The organism is Paenibacillus agaridevorans (assembly GCF_003112455.1).
Classification (GTDB): Bacteria; Bacillota; Bacilli; order Paenibacillales; family Paenibacillaceae; genus Pristimantibacillus; species Pristimantibacillus agaridevorans.
Genome location: NZ_BDQX01000325.1, coordinates 1 through 23678 on the forward strand (window position 1 = coordinate 1; position 23678 = coordinate 23678).

20 protein-coding genes are annotated in these 23678 nt (G+C 53.4%); 6 read left to right on the forward strand and 14 right to left on the reverse strand.

The window, feature by feature from the left end:
• Positions 1–220 precede the first annotated feature (220 nt).
• From PAT3040_RS25795 to PAT3040_RS25810, 4 genes are read left to right on the forward strand one after another with little or no spacing between them, the layout of a single operon-like run.
• Complete coding sequence (locus PAT3040_RS25795) at positions 221–1774, forward strand: spore germination protein (protein WP_258235155.1); 1554 nt, start codon at positions 221–223, stop codon at positions 1772–1774.
• Between the two features lie 51 nt (positions 1775–1825).
• Positions 1826–3034: a Ger(x)C family spore germination protein gene (locus tag PAT3040_RS25800; RefSeq protein ID WP_108994939.1), complete on the forward strand. Its 1209-nt coding sequence runs from the start codon at positions 1826–1828 to the stop codon at positions 3032–3034.
• A gap of 40 nt (positions 3035–3074) precedes the next feature.
• Entirely contained in the window at positions 3075–3326 is a 252-nt protein-coding gene (locus PAT3040_RS25805; protein ID WP_108994940.1) for a hypothetical protein, read from the forward strand.
• A gap of 50 nt (positions 3327–3376) precedes the next feature.
• Positions 3377–4468 carry a GerAB/ArcD/ProY family transporter gene (locus PAT3040_RS25810; protein WP_108994941.1) on the forward strand — a complete coding sequence of 364 codons (1092 nt, stop codon included), beginning with the start codon at positions 3377–3379 and terminating at the stop codon, positions 4466–4468.
• Positions 4469–4540: 72 nt separating this feature from the next.
• Here PAT3040_RS25810 and PAT3040_RS25815 read toward each other — a convergent pair whose 3' ends face one another.
• The 3 genes from PAT3040_RS25815 to PAT3040_RS25825 form a co-directional block, all read right to left on the reverse strand.
• Positions 4541–5896, reverse strand: coding sequence for a hypothetical protein (locus tag PAT3040_RS25815; protein WP_108994942.1), 1356 nt, complete (start codon positions 5894–5896; stop codon positions 4541–4543).
• 4 nt (positions 5897–5900) lie between these two features.
• Entirely contained in the window at positions 5901–6455 is a 555-nt protein-coding gene (locus PAT3040_RS25820) for a sigma-70 family RNA polymerase sigma factor (protein ID WP_108994943.1), read from the reverse strand.
• 109 nt (positions 6456–6564) lie between these two features.
• Positions 6565–7392 carry a helix-turn-helix transcriptional regulator gene (locus PAT3040_RS25825; protein WP_108994944.1) on the reverse strand — a complete coding sequence of 276 codons (828 nt, stop codon included), beginning with the start codon at positions 7390–7392 and terminating at the stop codon, positions 6565–6567.
• 170 nt (positions 7393–7562) lie between these two features.
• Between PAT3040_RS25825 and PAT3040_RS25830 the strand changes: the two genes are divergently transcribed.
• Entirely contained in the window at positions 7563–9227 is a 1665-nt protein-coding gene (locus PAT3040_RS25830; protein WP_108994945.1) for an acyltransferase, read from the forward strand.
• Between the two features lie 325 nt (positions 9228–9552).
• Here PAT3040_RS25830 and PAT3040_RS25835 read toward each other — a convergent pair whose 3' ends face one another.
• From PAT3040_RS25835 to PAT3040_RS25865, 7 genes are all read right to left on the reverse strand, one after another.
• Positions 9553–10512: an alpha/beta fold hydrolase gene (locus PAT3040_RS25835; RefSeq protein ID WP_108994946.1), complete on the reverse strand. Its 960-nt coding sequence runs from the start codon at positions 10510–10512 to the stop codon at positions 9553–9555.
• Between the two features lie 142 nt (positions 10513–10654).
• Positions 10655–11731: a family 43 glycosylhydrolase gene (locus PAT3040_RS25840; protein WP_108994947.1), complete on the reverse strand. Its 1077-nt coding sequence runs from the start codon at positions 11729–11731 to the stop codon at positions 10655–10657.
• Complete coding sequence (locus tag PAT3040_RS25845) at positions 11732–12694, reverse strand: glycoside hydrolase family 43 protein (RefSeq protein WP_108994948.1); 963 nt, start codon at positions 12692–12694, stop codon at positions 11732–11734.
• Between the two features lie 14 nt (positions 12695–12708).
• The gene (locus PAT3040_RS25850) at positions 12709–13542 is read right to left on the reverse strand and encodes a carbohydrate ABC transporter permease (RefSeq protein WP_087569128.1); all 834 of its coding nucleotides are present in this window, start codon (positions 13540–13542) and stop codon (positions 12709–12711) included.
• Entirely contained in the window at positions 13535–14458 is a 924-nt protein-coding gene (locus PAT3040_RS25855) for a carbohydrate ABC transporter permease (RefSeq protein WP_087569142.1), read from the reverse strand. Before PAT3040_RS25855 ends, PAT3040_RS25850 begins: the two co-directional genes overlap by 8 nt.
• Positions 14459–14483: 25 nt before the next feature.
• Positions 14484–15863: an ABC transporter substrate-binding protein gene (locus tag PAT3040_RS25860; protein WP_108994949.1), complete on the reverse strand. Its 1380-nt coding sequence runs from the start codon at positions 15861–15863 to the stop codon at positions 14484–14486.
• 246 nt (positions 15864–16109) lie between these two features.
• Complete coding sequence (locus tag PAT3040_RS25865) at positions 16110–16961, reverse strand: AraC family transcriptional regulator (protein ID WP_108994950.1); 852 nt, start codon at positions 16959–16961, stop codon at positions 16110–16112.
• 334 nt (positions 16962–17295) lie between these two features.
• Between PAT3040_RS25865 and PAT3040_RS25870 the strand changes: the two genes are divergently transcribed.
• Complete coding sequence (locus PAT3040_RS25870) at positions 17296–20202, forward strand: glycoside hydrolase family 66 protein (RefSeq protein ID WP_181376831.1); 2907 nt, start codon at positions 17296–17298, stop codon at positions 20200–20202.
• Between the two features lie 83 nt (positions 20203–20285).
• Here PAT3040_RS25870 and PAT3040_RS25875 read toward each other — a convergent pair whose 3' ends face one another.
• The 4 genes from PAT3040_RS25875 to PAT3040_RS25890 all read right to left on the reverse strand — a co-directional run.
• A complete protein-coding gene (locus tag PAT3040_RS25875; RefSeq protein WP_108994952.1) occupies positions 20286–20468 on the reverse strand; it encodes a hypothetical protein in 183 nt (60 codons plus the stop codon).
• A gap of 153 nt (positions 20469–20621) precedes the next feature.
• Complete coding sequence (locus PAT3040_RS25880; protein ID WP_219930318.1) at positions 20622–21521, reverse strand: carbohydrate ABC transporter permease; 900 nt, start codon at positions 21519–21521, stop codon at positions 20622–20624.
• A 42-nt stretch (positions 21522–21563) separates the two neighbouring features.
• Entirely contained in the window at positions 21564–22469 is a 906-nt protein-coding gene (locus PAT3040_RS25885; RefSeq protein WP_256975727.1) for a carbohydrate ABC transporter permease, read from the reverse strand.
• Positions 22470–22659: 190 nt separating this feature from the next.
• Positions 22660–23678, reverse strand: a 1019-nt coding sequence (locus tag PAT3040_RS25890) for an extracellular solute-binding protein (protein WP_108994953.1), incomplete at its 5' end; no start/stop codon positions are given.

Genomic DNA, 23678 nt, shown 5'->3' on the forward strand with positions numbered 1-23678 from the left:
ATTTGGGGATTTTTATTTGTGCATGTTCTAGAATTAATCGACAGTCTCAAAAATCGGGTTACAGCCTCATGCTGAGCTACTTTAAGCGCTGCAGCCCTAGCTGGCCTTTTTGTACCATGAAGGCAAAGCCATCGAATACTTGCTGCCAGCTTCGTATAGCTCCGCACCTCATAGGAAATAATGGAAGAAAACGTCGAATCGTCGGGAAAGGTGTTGAAGGATGGGCTACGAATCAGGCGGCAAGGCGCAAGGCGGCCAAAGCACGACAAACGGCATGACGCAGAAGCAGAACAAATCGGCAGACCGTGCAGCTCGTCCGCTCTCGCCATCGCTGGACGCGAATCTTAAGGAATTGGAAGACACGTTCGCGGGCAACTCGGACATTATTTTCCGACATTGGAGCTTCGGACCCGATTTCCGTGAACGTGCCTGCTCCATCTACTTCTCCTCCCTTGTGCAGGAAGACAACATCAACTATATGAAACATTCGCTGCAGGATCTCGAGACCCATGAGGTAGGGCCGGGTAAAGATATTACGATGGAGGAGCTGCGAAATTTCTTCGAGCGCAGCGGCGTCTCCGCCAAAAAAGCGACAGTCGTTAAAGATATGTTCGCGGTGGAGGAAGAAATCCTGAACGGCCGGCTTGTCATTCTATTCGACGAATGGAGCAAGGCGCTCAGCTTTAAAGCGAAGTCCGTCGAGACCCGACAGGTCAACGAGCCCGTCAATGAATCCGTCGTCATCGGCCCCCGCGAGAGCACCGTCGAAAATTTGCAGAAAAACCTCGGCCTCATCCGTCTCCGGCTGAAGACGACGAAGTTCAAAATTATAATGGTCCAGGGCGGAGGCGAGACGAACACTTCCATTGCTTACGGCTATATCGAAGGAAGGGTCGACGGCGAGCTGCTCCAGGAATTTCAGCGCAGAATCGCGGACGTCGACAAGCTAGAAATTCTGGAGACCACTTATATCGAGCAATTGATCGAGGATTCCAGCTACTCTCCTTTCCCCCAGCACCGGTATACGGAGCGAACGGATATGGCGGCGGCCGCGCTTCTGGACGGCAAAATTATCGTCCTGGTGCAAGGAACGGGCGGCATTATGTTATGTCCGGGAAAATTCACGGAATTTTTCCAATCCAGCGAAGATTATTATCAGCGGACGCTAATCTCTACCATGGTGCGATGGCTCCGTATTATCGCCTTTGTAATCGCGCTTACGCTGCCCAGCATCTATATTGCCTTGTCGACCTTTCACCCGGAGCTTATACCTACCGTATTGCTGCTTGCGATTTTGAACGCTCGGGAAGGCATTCCGCTGCCGGCGTTTTTCGAGGCGCTGCTGATGGAGTTTTTTTTCGAGCTCATGCGGGAGGCCGGCGTTCGGTTGCCCCGGCCGGTTGGGTCGGCAGTCAGTATCGTCGGCGCGCTTGTCATCGGCGAAGCGGCCATCAGCGCGGGGATCGCTTCGCCTATCATGGTCATTGTCGTTGCTTTAACCGGCATTGCTTCGTTCTCCCTGCCTCAGTACGGCATGGCAATCTCTTTGCGCATATTACGTTTTCCGCTTATGGCAAGCGCGGCCTTGCTGGGCGGATTCGGCATGATGATCTGCCTGCTGTTTATCCTGCTCCATCTCTGCAAGCTGCGATCGCTTGGACAGCCGTACATGGCTTCGTTGATGCCTCTTCGCTTAAGCGATCTCAAGGACGTGCTGCTGCGCATCCCGCTCAAGAAGCTGCTCCGCCAACCTCGCAATTTGCATAAGCAATAACTACCTTCCGGTCCATGCGCCTGCGGCGGAAGCCCATATTGGAGATGAACGATGTTGATAGAAGATAGAACTCCCCTGCCGCGCCGGCTGGCTCAACGACTGCGCTCCCGGATCCGAAAGGTGTTGAAGCTGATGCTCGCGGCCGCCATGCTCGTCTTGCCTACAGGCTGCTGGAGCAAATATGAGCTGACGGAAAGAGCGTTCGTCATGGGTGTGGCGCTCGACCTTCGTGACGACGGCAAGCTCGATATGTTGACGCAAGTCTATCGGCCTTCGTCGTCGGAAATCGGCAAGTCGACGTCCACGATCGTAGGCTCCAGCGTTAATATCAAAACGTCGGACGATACCGTTATGGAGGCGATCCGCGACATTCCGATCCACTTGGGAAGGAAGGCTCAGTGGAGCCATATGCGCGTCATTATCGTAGGGGAGAAGCTTGCCAGAAGCCTTAATCTGATCCAGACGCTGGATCTGTTCTATCGCGACCATGAGCCGCGGAACAGCGTCTCCCTCATGATCGCGAAGGGGAAGGCTGCACATCTGTTCGAGAAAACGCCGCTTATCGAACAGACGAGTTCGCAGCAATTTTTAAGGACGAGCGAATCGTCGCACCGCAACGCTGCGAAGACGCTGGATACGACCTTGCTGGATCTGATCCGCCGAATGAAGAGCGTGCAGAAGGACATGGCCGTCGCTTACGTTTACGAAGAGGGCAAAACCTCGCAATTTTTTTCCGCCGCAGGTCTCGCCTTGCTTCAAGACGGCATGATGAAGGATGTGCTCCCCGCAAGCAAAGTGGAGGGCTTCCTGATGTTAAGCGGCGATTACAAATCAGGCGCCGTCGAAATCCACTGCCCCGGCTCCAAGACAGAGCTCGAGACGGCGGAGGTCCTCTCGCTCCATTCCAGCATAAAACCCGTGGTGAAAGGAGACGATGTCCGTCTAGTTCTTCGCATTGAAGGCGATATTACAATCAATGAATTAAAATGCTCGAAAATTAGCACAGCCGAGCAAGAGGCCATATTTGTACGCGCCATTGAGGAACGGATCAAGGAGCAGGCAGCGGGCGCCCTTTCCTTTCTGCAGAAGCGGCAAATCGATGCGATCGGCTTAGGCAATCGCGTCTACAGGACTCATCCGCAAGCCTGGTCTCGCATGAAAGCCGATTGGGGCACCCGCTTCGCCGCTATGCCTTACGACATTTACGTGAGAATGCGGCTGGTTTCAGGCGGCACAATTCGGAGCAAAACCATGTCTTGACCATGTCAAGAAAGTCGAAGTGGGGGGAGGGGGAACGAGGATGTGGGAAAGATGCCTTGTAATCGCGATTGCATTTGGCGGCGTACTTCTATTCGACGGCTTTGCGCTTAGGGGGAAGCTGACTGCGCGCGACAAGCTCGTCTATGGATCAATCGTCCTCATCACGCTTTATGGAGCAATCGACTTTGCCATGAACCAGGATTGGCCGGATTATCTGGATCTCGCCAACATTCCGTTCGGCAAGGCAGCGAAAACCATGGAGCAGCTGCTACAGACCGATTGGGAGCGCTAGTCAGAACTGCATGGAGCTAATCAGGAGGAAGGGAGGAAGGGAGGATCGCGATGGACAAGGAACAGATCAGCCATATTCAGCTGGGCGTGCTTTTCTTCGTATTTATGACGGGTTCCTCCATTATCAACGTCCCGGGCCCGCTCATTGGCAAGGCAGGCAACGGCGCCTGGATCTCGCTCATCCTGTCCGGGGCAGCCGGCTTCGCCGTGCTGGCCATGCTATTGTATTTGGCCAAGAGGTTTCCGGATTTGACCTATGTGGATTATAGCCGCAAGCTGATCGGCAGTGTGCCCGCCACGGTGCTGGGTCTTCTGTCGCTTACCTTCATGCTTCAGATGCTGTCGGCTATGGTCATGGATGTCGCCCTCTTTATGGTGAGCTCCATGCTGAGGGAGACGCCGCTCTATATCTTCACCTCTCTGACCTTGCTTATCGCTGCGCTTACCGCCAGGGCAGGCATCGAAGTGATGGCACGCATGTTTATGTTCATTGTGATCATCACCGCCCTCTTCCTGCTCTCAACGCTCTTGCTCTCCATTCCGGAGTACATGCCGCAGCATCTGCTTCCGATTCTCCCAAAGGGGTTCAAGCCCGTGCTGCACGGCGCTTACTTCTCCTTCGGCTTCCCATTCGCAGAAGTGTTCGTGTTCGGCATGCTGATCCCTTTCGTGGCTCCCAAGAACAGAGGGCGTATACCCGCCACGTTATCCATCGCGTTAATTTTCAACCTGTTTACCTTATCGGCGGCAACGATTGGCGGAATTATGGCGTTCGGTCCCTATGCAGGCGAGATTCCATACGTCCTCTACTCGATGGCCCGGCTCGTGGAATTCCAGGAGATCATTCAGCGTATCGAATCCATCATCGGCATGTCGCTCATCCTGGGCTCCTATATGAAAACGTCTATTACACTCTACGCCATCTCCCTGTTTGTGGGACGCCTCTTCAGACTCCAGGACAGCTCCGTCATCGTCATGCCCCTGGCCCTGCTCGGCTTCATAACGGGCATGGTCACGTACGACGGCCCATCCGGCTGGGGAGCCAGCGTCACCTCCGTTCACCCTATCTGGGCCGCAGCGGTATTCATCATTCCGCTGATGCTGCTGACCATTATGGCGGTTGTTCGGAAGAAGGCGGGGTAAAGCCGGTGCCGGAATTCCCGGAAGACCGCCGAATCTTGCCAGCAACCCCATTAAAGTTGATCGTTTCGGAACCTACCGCATATCGCTCAGTACCCATGACCCTTTTACGACAAACTGCGGCTCCCCGATGTAGAAGGTGATTTCCTTCTGGCCAGGCTTCACGGTCAGCCATTCTGTAATGGCACCCGTCACCTCGTTTAGTTCGGAAGAGTACGACATCGCGCTTTGGCCTCTCTTCCCATACAGACGATAATGTTGCAGCGTTCTCGGTTGTTCCGGATCAAAATGAGTATCCACTTCGACGCGCACGCTCTCGGAATCAACGCGCTCTATGCTTCTAAAATCAATCGTGAATCCCATGATTTGGCTTGCCACATTAATTTCTTTCTTGCCTTCCTTCGGTACCGGCAGGGTCACTTTAACCGGCTTCGCATCGGGGTCGATAACTCGAATAGCGGGAATAACCACCTGATAATACTTTGATCCTATAGAGTCATCAAATAGCAGCTCTCCCGGCTTGATGAAACCTTTTTCTTCTTTCAACTCCAGCTCACGCCCTTGATCATCCGTTAGCTTGAGCTGCAAGCCTTCTGCAATCGAACTTTTGCCGTATGAATCCACTTTCTGGCGGCCAGACAATTGAGTAAGCAGATTTATTTTAGTAGTTCCCCCATCTAGCGGAGTCAAGATACCAGTAACGGTTATACCGTTCTTGCTGTCACTTGAGCCAAATCCCTCCAACTCTTCAGCAGTAGCCGCCTTCGACAGCGGAATCGAGCCGATGAGTGTATTTCCGAACCGAATACTAACTATTCCGAGCCCGTTGTCCGGGATGTTTCCTTCATAGTAGTATGTGGCCTGCCATGGACCGTTGCCCCCCCATGCTGCGCTGCCTCGTTTAAATTCGTACTCCCCTTGCTCCGTCATCAGCACGAGGTTTTTCACCTCCGTAGCGCTAGCATGATTCCCGCCTAGGGAAATTTGCGAAACGGATGGCTCGATGAGCACGCCCTCCACCGTAATTCTGCCATATTCCCCTATCGAGTCTATCGGTTTAGGCAGCACGTACGCGATGTGCTCCGAATCTTCGCTTGGCTGCACGAAGCCGAAGCCCGGGATGAACTGCAGCACTTTCTGCATTTCGGCTAGCGCCCCTGGCGAAAGGGAAATAAAAGCCGTACCCAGAATAAGAATTGCGCAGACGGCAGCAATCCATCTCCGACGTCCTGGATTTCTGCGTGACTTTGCTTCTGTCAAGCGTTTCTCGCCAACAATCTCCATACCCAATTGACTAAAAGTACGTTTCCGGATTCGCTCCCATGCGGCAGCATCTGCTGCCTCCTCCTGGCATAGCTCAATCTCTCCTACATCGTCCAGTTCCTGATGATCCATCCACGCGAATATTTCTTTTTCGTCCTTCTGAGTCATTTCCTTATTCCGCCCTCCTTTCGCCAAGCTTAGCTTTAAACCATTTCCGAAGCCTGTACAGGCGGCTCTCCACCGCTTTCACGGTCAGATTGAGACCCTGCGAGATTTGTTCAATGGATTCGTAGGAAAAATATCGCCGGTAGAACAAGCTCTTATCCGGTTCAGGGAGAGCATGGACCAATGCAAGCAGCTCCGCGGATGCTTCTTTGGTTAACACTTTCTCTTCCACGCTCGCCCCAGCAGCAGCATGCCCGTCGAACGACTGCATGACTTGGTGTCTTAAAAGTTTCCGCCGCGTATCGAGAGCGGCGTATTTGGCTAAAATCAGAAGCCAGGTCCGCAACGTTCCTTTCGTCATATCGTATTCATTAATTCGTTTCCAAGCTGCAAGAAACACGTCGCTGACGCATTCCTCCACATCTTCCGTCCTGCCTGCGCCTGCAAGAACCCGTCTCACAAGACCGTAAACTACATCCCCATATTTCTCCATCAAACTTTCAAGCCCCGATGGCAGACGGTGGCGCAAGGCGTCTACCAGCTGTTGCTCCTCCCCGCTCATAACCTCTCCCTTTCAAGTCTTGTTAAGCTCCTATATCTATAACTACGTCACCAGATTCCGGAATCCCTCAACCTAAAAAAATAAAAGACCGGATAGTGACTCCGATCCCTCACGTTCCGCCCTTCATCTGGTCCCTCCAGGCCTTCGGCGGCAGTCCCGTATATTTTTTGAAGCTTTTGCTGAAATGGAATTCGTCCGCGTAACCGCAGCTTTCCGCGATCTCCTTCATCGTGCTGTCTGCGTACAGAAGTTGCTTCTTGGCGTGCTCGGCCCGAAGAACGCTCAAATAATCCTTCGGACTGCGCCCCAGATGGCGCTGAAACAGATTGCGCAGATGCGAATCCGATATGCCGCAGCTTCTCGCCAGCTCGCTGAGTTTAACCTGGCCGGCATACCCTCGGTCGATGGCCTGCTTGGCACGCTCGAACGCATCGGCGGATTGCGCGCTTCCCGTCTGCGCTTCTCTCATTCGGCGCCTAATCGCGCTGATTAGCCGGAACAATGCTCCTTTGGTAATCAACTCGCCATCCGCCTGTCCCGGCACCCAACCCGCCTCTATCTCCCCGAACAGCTTGTCGAATTCATGCGCCGCTTCTCCGTGGGCCTCCAGAAGGAAAGGCAGCGGCAGCGCCTCCTCGACCTTCCGCCAACTTCCGGCGTCCCCTCCTCCTTGCATCGCGGATATCAGCACCATCGTAATTTGCAGGGGATGACGTTCATCCGTCTCCATGGAGAGTTCCATCCCGGGATGCATATACAACAGCATTCCTGCACGTACGGCGAATTCGCTTTCTCCCCGGAAAACGCCGCGTCCTTCCCTAATCCAATAAAACGTATGCGCCAACCGATTCTGCCGAATGTCGCGCCAACCGGGATAAGTCCTTTTATCCATCACCAAATGGACGTGCAAGTGCAGCTGCCGAAGCAACTCCTCCATGGCTTAACCTCCCGTCGTAATCGACAATGCCCTTACCGATCGTCATTCGTATGATAACGAGCATAATCTCGCGAATCGATTTTGACAAGTATGCGATCGGTATTACCATGTTTATCTAGGCACCGTCATGTTAAAATCAGCGTGATTATGACAAAGGGGAGGGAATCCTAATGACGCTAAGGCCGATCGATTATATGCCATGGATGGCCAAGACGGAAGAAGAACGGCAGACCCAACAAACCTTGCAGGACAATCTGGAAGCACGATTTGAAGGCAAGTTCGGCAGCAACTGCTTTGTGTCTGCGGAATCGTTGTTCTATCCGGATTCATTTCGCATTGGCGATCGCAGTTACATTGCGGGCGGAGCGATCGTACGCAATACGCATCTTATCATGGGAAAAGATTGCTCCATTAACGCTTACGCAGTCGTCTCCGGTCGCATCACGATCGGCGACGGTGTGCGGATCGCATCGCATGTCAGCTTGTACGGCTTCAATCATGGTTACGCCTCGACGGAGATCCCGATCTTTCAACAGCCTCATACTTCGCTTGGCATTGTGATCGGAGATGATGTATGGATTGGCGCTGGCGCAGTTATCTTGGACGGCGTACGGATCGGCTCTCATGTCATCGTGGCCGCGGGAGCCATCGTTACCAAGGATGTCCCCGACTACGCCATTGTCGGCGGCAATCCTGCCAAAGTCCTTCGCAGCAGGCTGGGAGGTGACAGATCTGTTGCCTCGACGTCGGACGCAAACGATCGCGGCAAAGGGAGAGACGCACTTGCGACACGCCTTAACAAATTTGGCGCCGGCGTTGCCGGACAAATTCCGGATCTGCTTCATCATTATGAGGAGGCGGACGGAAATGAACGTTATTTCCGCGACCGTCCCGGCTTCAAGCGTACCGTCCGCGCTTATTGCGATGCCGTCGAGATCGCCGCAATGTTCGGCGATCTGCCGCCCGGCTGGTCGCGAGAAGAGCTGATCGCGAAGCTTGACGGCTTCCAGGATGCGGAATCGGGACTTCTGCCGGATCCATGGTCGCCCCCTGACGAAGAGACGTACGATCCCGCTCTGCTCACGGATCATCTCTCCCGCTACCATCTGCTCGCCGTCGGATACGCGCTGGAGGTGCTGGGCTCGGCGCTTCCGCATGCCGTCCAAGTCGTAGAGAGGCTGGATACGCCGGCGTTGTACGCGAAGTTGGCAGCCCTGCCATGGACGAACAACGCTTGGGGCTGCGGCGATTGGATCGACTGTTACGCGACGGGGCTCTACCATAACCTTAAGCACTTCGGCTCCACCAAGCGGCCCGACGACCTGTTCGGCTGGCTGCACACACACGCAAATCGCTTGACGGGGTTATGGGGCGAACCGACGGAAGCCGATGGTTGGCTGCAGCCCGTCAACGGCTTCTACCGTCTGACCCGCGCCACGTATGCGCAGTTCGGCATGCCGCTCCCTTATCCGGAAACGGCCATCGACACTATTCTTGCCCATAGCCGCAACGCGAAGTTTTTCCGCGAGGACCGGCTTAACGCCTGCAACGTGCTGGACGTCATCCATCCGCTGTGGCTGTGCATGAAGCAGACCGATTATCGCCGTGACGAAATCGTCGCCTGGGCGGAGCGCCACATCGAGATCGTCCTGCGCGGCTGGGTGCCGAACCGCGGCTTCGCTTTCGTCCTGAGCGAACGCGAGTCCACGGGCTTGCAAGGGACGGAGATGTGGCTCAGCATCCTCTACTTGCTCGCCGATGCATGCGGCCTCAGCTCTACGCTCGGCTACGAACCGAAGGGCGTGCATCGATTGGAGCCGGCTTGGCGGTTGTAAAAATGAAACAAGGCGAAATGGCAACGGTCCTTTGGCCGGGAGGTGCGTTTCGTCCCGAAAAAATCGGGTTACAGCTCCAAGCGGAGTTACTTTCGGCGCTGTAGCCCGAAAAAATCGGGTTACAGCTCCTAGTGGAGTTACTTTCGGCGCTGTAGCCCGAAAAAGTCGGGTTACAGCTCCAAGCGGAGTTACTTTCGGCGCTGTAGCCCGGAAAAAATCGGGTTACCGCCCCGGGGCAACACTTCGTTTCCTAAAACATAAAAAAAGCCCCTCAACTCTCTCGAAACCAAAACCGAGTGAGAAGCGGGGCTTGTCATTTATTTTATTAACCTTCCAAAAAGAACTGAATCGTCCGATCCGACGAACCCGGCAAACCTTCATGACCGAAGTCCGGATAGATGGCGAGCTGTTTCTTGGCCGTGATTTTGTTGTACATCGCAAACTGCGTGGACGGCGGGCAGATCGTATCCATCAGGCCGACGTACATGAGCACCTCGCCTTGAATGCGGTTCGCAAGGAACTGCAGGTCGATGTAGCCCAACTTCTCGAAAATTTCGTCCTCGCGCTCATGCAGCGGGTCAAAATGGCGGAAGTACGTGCGCAGCTCGGCATAAGCGTCCTTCGCCAGATCCATCTCCCATACGCGCTTGTAATCGCACAAGAAAGGAAACACCGGCGCCAGCTTCTTAACACGCGGCTCCAGCGCCGCGCAGGAGATCGTCAAGGCTCCGCCCTGCGATCCGCCCATCGCGTAAACTCGCTCAGGATCCACCTCCGGCAGCTCAATGGCGATGCCGGCGAGCTGTGCCGTATCCAGAAAGATCTGACGGAACAGGAGATTGTCCGGGTGATCGTCAAGTCCCCGAATGATATGGCCGTGATGCGTATTGCCTTTTACGCCGCCGGCATCCTCGGAGGAACCGCCTTGTCCGCGGCAGTCCATCGCCAGCACGGAGAAGCCCAGCGACGCATAGGCGAGCTTATCGCTCCAGTCCCCGGCATGCCCCGTGTAACCATGGAACATGACGATTGCCGGATGCGGCTCCTGCACGTTTTTGGGACGAACGTATTTGGCATGAATGCGCGCGCCCTTGACGCCCGTAAAATAAAGATCGAAGCAGTCCGCCTGCGGCGTCTGGAATTTGCTCGGCACCAGTTCCACGTTTGCGTCAACGGCGCGAAGCTCCTCCAGCGCGCGATCCCAATATGCGTCGAAGTCCGCGGGACGCGGGTTCCTTCCCTGGTATTCTTTCAACTGGTCTAGCGGCATGTCTACTTGCGGCATCTCTCAATTTCCCCCTCGAATAAGTGCAATGATTGGCATAAGGCCGTAATAGGCTTCAGCTCGAATAAACCCATAATACTCCTTTTTGACAGCGATTCCAACAAAAAAAAGAACGTCCAAAAAGGACGCTCTCCTTCTACCGTTAACGTTGAATAACCGGGCCTTCCGATTGCAATTCGGAGGTTGGCCCTTGTCCGCCGTTGATGACCGGCCAATCATTAAGCCAGTCGATTCGGTCAAGCATCATGGCTCGTCCCGATACATCAGGATGGATCAGATCATAGGCATGGTAAAGCATCCAATCCTGCCCCGCATCGTCCTGAATCACCGCATTATGCCCCGGCGCCAGAAACCGGTCATTCATTTCGAGAATCGGATTCCCGGCATAAATCTCGAACGGCCCGACCGGCGATTCGGATCTTGCGACCATGACCGAATAATGTGCGTTGTGACCGCTATCCTGACAGCAGTAATCGCCGGAGTAAAACATATAATAATAATTAGCTCGTTTGATTACCCAGGGCGCCTCGACCAGCTTGTCATAACCGTCGCGCACATCAAACTGCCCGGCCCATATCGCTTCCGTCTTCTCGCCGACAACGCTCATTCCGTCGGCAGATAGCTCCTGCGCATATATAGGCATGCCGTTGGAACCCCAGTACATGTAGCGCTTGCTGTCTTCGTCATCGTACACGAACGGATCAATCGTATCGAAGCTGATTCCCGCGAGCACCGGTTCTCCCTTATCCTTATAGGGTCCTTCCGGGTGATCCGCCACCGCAACGCCAATCCCCATACCGGTGGATTCATCGTCGTCATTAAGCATCGTCGAATAGTATACATAATACTTCCCGTCATAATAGGTGATATGAGGCGCCCAAAAATAATTGTAAACGGTCCAATCCGGCACGTTCTCCACCGTGAAGACGGTCCCTCTCTCCTCCCAGTGAACCAAATCCTTCGATCTCAAAATCGGAAGGGGAGTAAACGTTCCGTTACGAGTCGTTTGGGTCGTGACAGCATAATAATACCCATCGTCAGCCTTCAGCACGGTTGGATCCGGCGCGTCGGACCGATAAACCGGATTGGTATACGGAACAGGCTCGCCCGGATCCTCTTGGGCTTGCATCCATACCAAGACCGCTCCGACTGCCGCAGCGCACAGAATCAATAGGAACCCGATCCAGACCCGGCGTTTTGCCTTAAAAACTCTGCCCATTTACTCGTCACCCGAGGCTACCGGAAGATCCGTATCTAGCGAAGCCGGAACCCCGAAGTCCGGTTCTCCCTCCTCGGACCAACCGAATTTCTGGATATGCGTGCTGCGTTTTTCGCTCCCCCCGCCGGATTCCGGTATGGCGTGATACACAATCCAATCCTCTGTCCCGTCAGGGGAAACCGTAAAGCTGTTGTGTCCAGGCCCAAATATGCCGTTCTTGACGGATTTGCGGAATACCGGCGTTTCGCTCTTGGACCAGGAAGACGGATTCAAGAGATCGCTGTGTTCGGGTGCGCTCAGCATCCCGAGCGCATAATCATCCGACCAGCAGGTGCTGGCCGAATAGATCAGAAACACTTTGCCGAACCGCTTCAGAAAGCAAGGACCTTCGTTGATCGCCATTCCGCCTTGCTGCTCCCACTCGTACTCCGGTTTTGTCAGCAGCACATTCTTGCCTTTCAACGTCCATGGATCCCCCATCTCGGCCGCATAGATCGCCGAACCGTATAACGGGTAATGACCGTATCCCGCATACATAAAAATCAGCTTTCCTTGGTGCTCCAGCACGCTGCCATCCAGACCGGCGAATTCGGTGTTGACCGCGCCTCTCTCGATCCATTGCCCGTCTAACGGGTCATCGCTTTCATTCTCAAGCACATAGATTCTGCGAGTATCGTCGCCGCCGCCGTCATTCGCGGTAAAGTAGATATACCACTTTCCTTTCAAATAATGAATCTCCGGCGCCCATAAATTTTTGCTGTTCATTCCAGATGCCGGCGGCAGCCACACCACTTTGCGTTCTCCTTCCGCAATGCGGTTCATAGAGCGGGATTTGAACAATTCCAGACGATTCCCTGCGGTCACCATAAAGTAATAATTTCCGTCCGTATGCCTGTACATCCACGGATCGGCTCCGCTAGCCAAAATCGGGTTCCTAAATGTAGTCTCTCTTGCCGTTTCCATGCTTTATCTCCTCCCTATCCCTTCAGCCCGGTCATAGTGATGCCCTCAACGAAATAGCGTTGGGCAAAGAAAAATAGAATCACCGTCGGGATAAGCGCCAGAACGGATCCGGCCATAATTAAAGTCCAATTCGAAACGTAATAGCCTTGAAACGATGCCAAAACAAGCTGCAGCGTAAATTTCTCCGGGCTGTTGATATAAATGAGCGGTCCAAGGAAATCGTTGTAGCCGCCCAGGAATCCGAATATGCCTTGCGCGGCGAGCGCCGGCTTGGACAGCGGCAGCATAATCCGAATGAATACGCCGAACGGATTCAGGCCATCGATCTTCGCCGCATCCTCCAACTCGGACGGAATGGTTCGAAAATATTGACGCAAAAAGAATACGCATGCCGCCGACCCGAACAGGCCAGGTATCATTAGCGGCTTCCAGCTATCCAGCCATCCGATGGTCTTGAACAGGATGAAGGTTGGAATCATCGTTACCACGCCGGGAATCATCATCGTCGTAAGCAGCGCAACGAACAGAAACTCTCGGCCTGGGAATCGAAGCTTGGCGAATGCGTAAGCGGCCAATGCGCTAGTAAGCAACCCGACGAACATCGGCGGCAAAATGATAATAAGGGTGTTCATAAGACCCCCGAACAAAGGGGCCTCCGTTAGTACGGTTACATAATTGCTCCACTCGATCGGCTCAGGAATCCAGCGAATCGGATATTCGAATACTTTGCCTTCCAGCTTGAGCGATGTGGAGAACATCCAGAGAAAAGGCAGGAGCATAAATACCGTGCCGATAATCAGAAAGGCATATGCCGATAATTTCCCGAGCTTGTTTTCTTTATTATTCATAGTGCACCCACCTCCGGGACAGCCAGAAGTTGATCAAGGTGATGATCATGATCAGAATTCCGAGTATCCATGCCATAGCGGAAGCGTAACCCATATCCATGTAACGGAACGCATTCTGGAACAAATAATACACAATGGTCATTGTCGAATATTCCGGACCGCCTTCGGTCATGATCATAAACCGGACAAAATCCTGCAGTGCCGCGATAACGGCTGTGATCAAAATAAACAAAGTAGTTGGCGAAATGCCGGGAATGGTCACATAAAGGAATTTCTTCCAGCTTCCGGCACCGTCGATCTCAGCCGCTTCATACAACGTTGTAGGCACACCCTGCAACGCTGCCAAATACAGGATCATATGAAATCCAAGACCGGCCCATACGCCTTGAATAATCATGGAGGGCATGGCCCAACGAACATCGTTGAGCCACGCGGGTCCAGATACGTTGATCAAGCCAAGCAAGTAATTAAGCAGGCCGTAATCGGCATTAAAGACCCACTTCCAGAGCAATGTCAATGCAACGACGGAGCATATCGTAGGCAAGAAAAATACCGTTCGAAAAAACTTGATTCCGACTATCCTTTGATTAAGGGCAATCGCGATCGCAAGCGCTGCCGCCATTCCGATCGGAATGCCGATCGCGGCATATAACGTGTTCACTAGCGATTTCCAGAATAACGGGTCTTCCAGCAAAAGCCTTGCGTAGTTGTCCGCACCGTTAAACGTCGGCGGATTAAACGCATCATATTTCGTAAAACTCACATAAACCGAATACCCGATCGGAATAAATGCGAACAGCATAAATCCCAGGATAGGAGCAGCGACGAACGAATATCCCCATAGATACTCTTTGTTGAATTTTCGCTTAGCCTTGCGGCTCGGTTGAACGGGGCGGTTCTCGGAGACCTCCGTCATAATCAACTACGTCCCCTCCTTTCCATCATTCGAACAATTTCGGGTTTCCTTCTTTAATCAATTTATCAATTTCCGGCTTCAACTCGTTCATAAGCGCCTCGGCCGTTTTTCTTCCATCCCATACTTGAGCCAGGTTTTGATTCAGCGTATCCCACCATTTGGCATTCGGAAGGTTCGTCCATGGACCTGGTTTTTGAACCTCTGCCGCTTTGACGAATACTTCCGCATGCTCAGGCTTCTGTCCCGGCTGCAAGAACACATCGCTGTTCGCCATCGACTTGAAGCTCGGAATGGCAAAGCCCATCTCGGATTGCAGCTTTTGCCCTTCCGGACCGCCCAGATACTCCACCAATTTGAAAGCCGCATCCGCATTAGCCGTTTTGCTATAGATGCCTAACCCGACTGAACCGCTATGACCATCCCATTGGCCGTTTGTCGGATTTGGCGCAACATCCCAATCAAAGTCCAGCTTCCGATAAGTCGGCACCATCCAGCGGCCTTGCTGCATCATCGCCAGCTTGCCGGTCTCGAACATTTGACCGTCGTTCATCGCTTGCAGCGCTCTGGTGTCAGGCGAAACGCCATGCTTGTTCCGCAGATCCGCAGCGAATTGCAGCGCGTCGGTTGCAGCCTTCTCGTGCATCATAAACTCTTTGCGGTCATCGCTTAAGATCTTGCCGCCGTTGCCCCAGATCCAGCCTTCCCACCACGCCGGTCCCATGCCGTATTGCTCCGGCTTGCCGTCGCCGTTCTCGTCTTTGGTAAGCAATTTGGCCGTCTCGAGCAGCTCATCGAACGTCATTGGATTTTCCGCGCTGGGATAAGGAACGCCAGCGGCGTCAAACAATTCCTTATTGTAATACAAGACAATGGGGCCGATATCTTTAGGCAAAGCATACAACTCGCCTTCCCCTGTCTTTTTGCCGTCATACTTGTAACGCTTGAGGCCCGATTCCCACATATCCCCAATATCGATATTGCTGGATTCGACGTAATTATCGATCGGCATCAACAAGCCCGCGCTTACCCATCTGCCGAAGTCGCCATCCGGTACATACAATACGTCAGGAGCGGTTCCGCCAGCCAGCATTGTGTTCATTTTGCCAACGTAATCGGCTGGCATGTGCATATATTCCACATCAATCGTAGGGTTTTTGGTTTCAAAATCCTTGATCAGCTGATCGAATACCTGCTTCTCGGACGGATCTCCCCAGCCGGCAAATTTAACTTTCACCTTATCGCCTGTATTCGCTGCTCCGTCGTTGTCGACCGCAGCGTTATTGTTGTCTGTACCCTGATTGACATTTTTGCTGGCGTTGGGCTCTTTCGTACCCGCGCAGCCGACTGCGGCAGTTGCCAACACGATAAGGGATACCGTCGTACATATTGCTTTTTTTGCTTTCATTTGCTTTCCCCCTTTTTGTTCATTGGATTATGGTTTGCCCCTTTAGTTTATCAACTCCTGAGCATGAACAGTTCATGGAAACGCTTCCGATTGCAAGCCAAAAAAAACAAAAAACCGCCGTTTCCGACGGTCGTTTTCGTATTTGTCCAATTATAAGCGTTATAAAGTTTCACTTTTATAATTAGACTTATCATTCATCGGTAAACGCGCTCGTCCAAAGGACGGCGTTAGCCGTTTATCCTTGGTTCAATTCGAGCTAGTCTCTTCCCTCTTTCTCCACTCCAACGGAGTTTTCCCGAAATGCTTGACGAATAGTTCATGAAAGCGGCTGGATGAAGTGAAACCTACCTCGGAGGAGATCCATTCAATGGGCTTGAGTGTTTGCTGGAGCAGTCTCTTGGCTTCATTTAACCGTAGACTGATAATATATTGTTTCGGCGATATACCGACCATTTCTGTGAATTTCTTGCGGAAAATGCTTTCGGACAAAAAATAACGCGCAGCCAAGTCGGATATTTTAAGTGCCGTTTGGTAGGAAGCATGAATTACTTTTAAAGCCTCTTGTATGATCTGATTATCGCTGCCTTGCTCGATTCGGGAAGCCTTCATCGCTTCCGACGCGTTGACATGATAACTGAGAAGCAGCGATTCAAACGCGTTTCGCATTAAATCGTAAGATAATTCGCCGTGCTCTCGTCTGGACCATTCCTCTTCTAATTGTCTCAAAGCCAATTCTGCTTTATCCAGCTGCCACCCGCTCAACCTGGAAACTAGAATATGATCCGGATTTTGTTGAAAAGCATTTCCAACTAAATATTGGCAATACGAAGGGACTTCATGTTTGAAAAAGTGGACGGATATCCCCTTCCATGCTTTCAAGCACACGAATCCGTGAAACAGATTAGCCGGGATGAGGATCAAGTCGCCTCTTGCAACAAGGATGTTATGACCCTGGGTCATATAACTGCCTTCTCCGTCCAAGATGAGAGTTAGCTCGTCTGATTCGTGGGAATGTGAACGATACAGCCCTTCACCCTCCAGAGCCTGGAATACATGAGGTGCAAAATGTTCTATTTGTTCTACGAAAGCACGCCCCATATACGATCCCCGACTTTCATTTATTAGTTGCTAATTCTATTGTAGTGGAAGCTGAAAGCGTTGACAACAGGATGCCCGTGCTACATTATCATTCGCTTTCGACTACTATAGAACTTCCTCTCTCTGGAAATTAGCGAATATAAAATACCAAATCGTAATAATAGAACCTCGCAAATGGAGCCTCCCGACCGATACAATAAAAGTGCCGGGAACTCGGACAAGCTTAAGGGCCGCTTCCGCTCCCCATGATGATACCGACCTGTTCTTCTGCGATAGACGCGGTTTGGATGCCCCTATTCCCTGCCAACCTTTATGGAAGAGGATGGTGAGATTTATGTACGCTTTAAGGAAAAGACGGCTTTCCCTCCTGCTTGCGATGTCCCTGTTAGTTATGTGCGTCGCATCCGTCGTATCCCCTCCCCCGCAAGCGCTAGCATCAGGCTCTGGCGGCATCGAGCGGGTATTCACCGACAAAGCCCGCTATAATCCAGGCGACGCTGTCTCGATCCGCGTGCAGGCAAAAAACGGCACCGGCTCAAGCTGGAGCGGCGCCGCCCGACTGGAAATTTTTCATTTGGAGAACTCGGTGTACACCTCTTCCCAATCCTTATCGTTAACAAACGGGCAATCCACGACGCTGACCTTCACTTGGACGGCTCCATCCACGGACTTCAGAGGTTACTTCGTCCGGATCGATGCCGGGACGCTGGGGCAAGGAGCAACGGCGATCGACGTCTCCAGCGACTTCACGAAATATCCGCGATACGGATATATTAGCGAATTCGAGTCCGGCGAGACGGCATTGGAGAGCAAGGCCAAGGTGGATCAGCTTGCGCAGGATTACCACATTAACGCCTGGCAGTTCTACGACTGGATGTGGCGACACGACAAAATGATCAAGCGCACCGGCGGCAGCATCGACTCCACCTGGCTGGACTTGTTCAACCGCGAGATTTCCTGGTCCACCCTTCAGAATCAGATCGACGCGGTGCATGACGTAAACGGCAAGGCGATGGCTTACGCCATGATCTACGCCTCCCGCGAGAACTATTCGCCTCTCGGCATCAGTCCGACCTGGGGCATCTACGAGGACTCCTCCCATACGAACCAGTTCGACGTCGACTTCGGTGACGGCAGCACGTACCTCTATATGTTCGACCCGCAAAATCCCAATTGGCAAAATTATATCCATGCCGAATACATCGATTCCATCAACACCGCGGGCTTCGACGGCATCCACGTGGACCAGATGGGCCAGCGCAGCAACGTGTACGATTACAACGGCAACTCCATTGATCTCTCCACACGCTTCTCGCCGTTTCTGGACCAGGCCAAAAGCGTACTTAGCGCTAACAACCCTGCCCGCGACAACCTGACCTATAATATCGTCGACGGCACGGTAAACGGATGGGCGGTAAACGATGTAAGCAAAAACGCCGATCTCGACTTCCTGTACAGCGAAATCTGGTATCTCTCGGACAGCTACAACCAGCTTAAAAACTATATCGAGCAGCTACGCGCGAACGGCGGCAACAAAGCGGTCGTGCTGGCAGCCTATATGAACTATGCTGACAATGCCGGCACGCGTTACGAAGCGGAGAGCGCGTCGATGACGAACGTCTCGACGAATACGAATCATGCCGGGTACACGGGGAGCGGATTTGTCGACCAGTTCGCAAGCACAGGCGATAAGGTTTCCTTTGCGATCAACGCTCCCGAGGCAGGAGATTATTCGCTCGTATTCCGTTACGGCAACAACACAGGAGCCAATTCGACGCTTAATCTGTACGTGGACGGAAACTTCGTGCAGAAGCTGTATTTCTTCAACCAGAGCAGTTGGGGAACATGGAAGCACGACGCCTGGTACCAGGTGCCGCTGACGCAAGGAGCCCACACCGTAGAGCTGCGGTACGAATCCGGCAACGTCGGCGCGGTTAACCTCGACAGCTTGACGCTTGGCACGTTCGACGAACATTCCGTACGGCTGGCGGATGCCATGATGTCGGCGAGCGGCGCGACGCATATCGAGCTGGGCGACGACAACCAGATGCTGCCGCACGAATATTATCCAAACCGAAGCAAGACGATGCGAAGCTCGCTCAAAAACGCGATGAAGGATCATTACAACTTCATCACGGCTTACGAGAACCTGCTGTTCGACTCGGATGTCGTCCCTAACGACACCGGCTCGCAATTCGTGAATCTGACGGGCGTCAGCGCAAGCGGCGACGGATCGGCCAACACGGTCTGGTATATCAATAAAAGGACGTCGGATTACAATATCGTTCACCTCATTAATCTGCTCGGCAATGATAACCAATGGCGCAATACGGCGTCGCAGCCAAGCTTCCAGACCAATCTTCCGGCTAAAATCTACATCGGCGCGGACGAAACGATTTCGGACGTCTATCTCGCCTCGCCTGACCTGAGCGGCGGGGAGACGCAGGAACTGGCATTCACTTCGGGCACGGATGCCGGAGGCAAATACGTTTCCTTTACGGTGCCGGAGCTGAAGTACTGGAATATGATCTACATGAAACGTACGTTCAGCGTGCCTGCTAACGACATCTATGAAGCGGAGACGGCGATCAAGTCGAACGTCTCGACGAACACGAATCATGCCGGCTATACGGGGAGCGGCTTCGTCGACGGATTTTCTTCTACAAATGACGGCGTCTCCTTCGTCGTGAAGTCGACGGCCTCCGACGATTACGCGCTGCGTTTCCGTTATGCCAACGGCGGCTCCGACGCAACCCGGGACGTGTACGTTGATGGCAAGCTCGCAGGCACCGTTTCGTTTAAGAGCACGGGCTCTTGGAGCACATGGAGCTACGGCGAGATCACCGCGCGTCTGGAGCCCGGCCACCACACCATTGTGCTATGGCAGACGAGCGGCAACACCGGGGCAATCAACCTCGATCATCTGGATCTCGACAAAACGTACATTTGGCAGTTCGACCGTCAAATTGTCAGCGTACCTGCCGGATACCGCATTACCTTCCGAACGGGATTGCCGGGCTGGGTGCACTGGGGCGTAAACGGCTGGACGGGCGTGACCGATACGCCGCTCCGGAGCAACGGCTCCCTGGACGGCAATCTGGATCACGAGACGTCCATCGGACCGTTCGCCACCGGCACCGCGGTCGACGTTACGTTCCTGTGGGACGACAACAACAACGGTATCCTGGAACCAAGCACGGACAGATGGGAAGGGACGGACTTCGGGATCAATGTGAGCTAGCGTGCAGTTTAAAGGTAGGATTTATCGCCAATAAGAAAGCAGGGTATGGATTCTCGGCTCGCGCAGCCGGTCCATACCCTGCTTTATTTTTGAGTTTCTCTCCTGCGATCGTCGATTAGTTCCTGCGACAGAACCCGGTCGCCGATCTCGTACTTCGCCATTTGCTCCTGCACGTATTGAATAGCTTGCTTACGGGTGAGCAACACAAGTTCAGCAGGGATGACGCCCCGTCCTCCCTCTCCAAGTTTGACAGGGAAATTCTTCAATATGGCACCTCCAAACATTACTGGAAATTTCAATTATTGTGTCACGTTAATTATCTCATGTCACGGCAATCGGGCACAATGACATATCAAGTTCGCCCCCTCCAAAAGTAGCAAAAACCCGCAGTCCTTGCGGACGGCGGGTCTGCTCCCAGCTTATCCCTTTACGCTGCCCTCCGACAGGTTCGGGTTGACGAATTGTTTCTGGAAGATAACGAAGATCGCGATAATCGGCATCAATGCCATCATGGAAGCCGCGAAGAACAAGCCATAGTAGGTCGCGTATTGGCCTCGGAACAGCTGCAGCGCGATGGGCAATGTGCGCTGGGCCTCCGTTTTGATCAGCGTTAAGGCCAAAATAAACTCGTCCCAGGTGCCGGAGAAAGCAAAAATGCCCAGTGTGCCGATAGCCGGAAGCGACAACGGAATGTAGATCGCGCGGAAAATCGTCCAACGATTGCCGCCGTCGATGACGATGGATTCCTCCAGCTCCGTCGGGATTCGCTCGAAGAATCCCCTCAGGAAAAACGTGCTGCCGACCACGCCGGTGCTAATGTAGACCAAAATCAGACCGGAGTAGGTATCCACGAGCCCCAGCGACTTAATAATGGTGAACTGCGGAATGATGTTCAGGATGGCCGGGACGAACATGGAAAACAGAAACAGCTTGAACAGAAACTCCTTGCCGGGAAACGGGAATCTCGCGAAGGCATAGGCAGTCGTGCAAGCCAATGAAAGCGACAAGATCATCGTAGCGGAAGAAACGAACAGGCTGTTGACGAAATAGCTGGAGAAGTTGTTTTTATTCCATGCCTCGACATAGTTAACCAGCGTCTTCTCGCTGTTAAGCAGCTTCTGCGGGCTCGGCAGGCTAAAGTTGTCCGTCGTGATCGACGTCAGAATCATATAGACGAACGGCCCGATCACGAAGCCGATGCCAAGGATCAGCACGATATGGGCAAACCAGGACGCCATTCGTTTGGCGCTGCTTGGGCGATTGGGAGTTCCCTTCCGATTCGTTGGCGCGCCTGACTTTGCGGGTACGGCAGTATTCATACGAAGTCTCCTTTCTTGCTATGCGCAAACGACGGCTTTCGTCTAATATTCGATCCGCTCCTTGCCGAACGTCCGCTGGTTGCCGTACGTAATGACAAAAATGAGCAGTCCCAGCATGACGCTGATCGCGGCGCCGTAACCGAAGTCGAAGTATTCGAAAGCGTGCTTGAACATATACGTGTTGACCAAATGCGTGGAATCCAGCGGACCGCCCTTGGTTATGAGAAACACCTGGATAAACGCCTGAAACGCGCCGATGATGAGGTTAATGACGACGTAAGCGGTCATGGTTCGCATGAGCGGAAGCGTAATATGAATGAAAGCCGTCGGCCCTCTCGCTCCATCAATCTGCGCCGCCTCGTAGAGCGATTTCGGAATGGATTGCAGCGCGGCAAGATACATAATCATGACCCAGCCGACGCCCTTCCATATGCTGAGCAGCCAAATGACGATATTTGCGCTCCATGTATTCTGCAGCCAGGCGACCGGCTCTTTTGTAACCCGGAGCACGTCCGTAAGCAAATAGTTGACGATGCCGCTGCTGCCGTCGCTAAATAGAAATTGGAACAAATAGCTGACGACGATCCACGAGCTGATGACGGGCAAATAATACACGAGCCGGAAAAACACCTTGAAACGAATGAATTGCAAGTTGATGATCATCGCCGCCAAAATACCGAGCACCCATTGGCCGGGCACCGTCACGATGGCGAACAGCACCGTATTGCGGAACGCGACCCAGACATTAGGGTCGTTAAATAACTTTTTATAGTTGTCGAAGCCGAGGAATACGCTTTGCTCCGGCTTGATGACCTTGTATTCGAAGAAGCTGATGTGTATGCCCTTTACGAGCGGATACAAGACGAACACGCATGTCATGATGAAACCAAGCGCCAGAAACGGCGCGACCTGGATATATTGTTTGAGCCCTCTGCTCACTCTGTTCATGTTTAGTTACCTCCTAGCGGCAGGCCTACTGTCAAGGCGAGACGAATGCTCGCGGTCTATTGGCAGCGATTATTGATCGTTGCTTTAAGGGCGTTGCCCGTTTGACGGGAAGCCCGATCGTATCCTCCCGATATCAAAAGGGGCGGTCAGCACAGGCCGGCCGCCGCCATCCTTCCGGGCCCGGAGGGCCTTATTTTTTGAGAAGCGCGTCGATTTCTGCCGCCGCCTTATCCAATGCGTCCTTCGCGGACGATTCCTTGCGAAGCGCGGTTTCGAAAGCTTTGCCGAACACGTCGCTGATCTGATTCCAGTTCGCGCTTGGCGTGCGCGCCAATGCCGTATCCATCTCGGCAACGTAAGCTCCGAGATAGTACACGTTCTTCAACTCTTCGGCATTTGCCGCGGCTACATTCGTCGGAATAGCCCCCGTCTTCACGGCCATTAGCGTCTGGATCTCCTCCGTCAGCATGAACTGCGTAAACGTCCAGGCGGCATCAGGCTGCTTGGCGCCTTCGAAGATGACCATGTTCTGACCGCCGATGACGGAATGGCTTGCGCCGTCCGGACCGTTCGGCATTTTGGCCGGAATCATGTTGTCCTTGACCGCATCGCCGAGAATGCTGAAGAACCATGGGCCTTCGTTAATCATCATATAGCTGGCCGGCTTGCCTTCCTCGCCGCGCAGCCCTTCCCAAGTGCCCGGTTGACCGCCGAGGATCGGAGGAGCCAACAGCCCTTCGTCGTTCCAGCCGATGATCGTCTCCAGTGCCTTCACGCTGGCGTCGCTGTTAAGATGTCCCGTCGCCGTCGTGTAGTTGTCGTCCGTAATGCGGCCGCCTAGCGACCAGAACCATGGCGGCATGTTCCAGGCGTCCGGACCGCCGATCGTAATGCCGAATTTGCCCTTTGCCTTTAAGTTGCGCGCCAGTTCCACAAGCTCGTCGATTGTAGCTGGCGGTGCCGAAGCTCCCGCTTCCGCGAGCAGCTCCTTGTTATAGATCGCGATCTTCGTATTCGTGTCGAGCGGCACGCCGTAGTAGCTGCCGTCATAATAGTTCGTGGACATCGGCCCTTTAAAGGAATCCGCCACGACCTGATCGAAGCCCGGGAAGCCGTCTACCTTCTGCAGCACGCCCTCCTTCGCCATTCTCGGAATCCACGTATTGTCCATCCGCATAACGTCCGGCACCGCTCCGCCCGCAGCCGCCG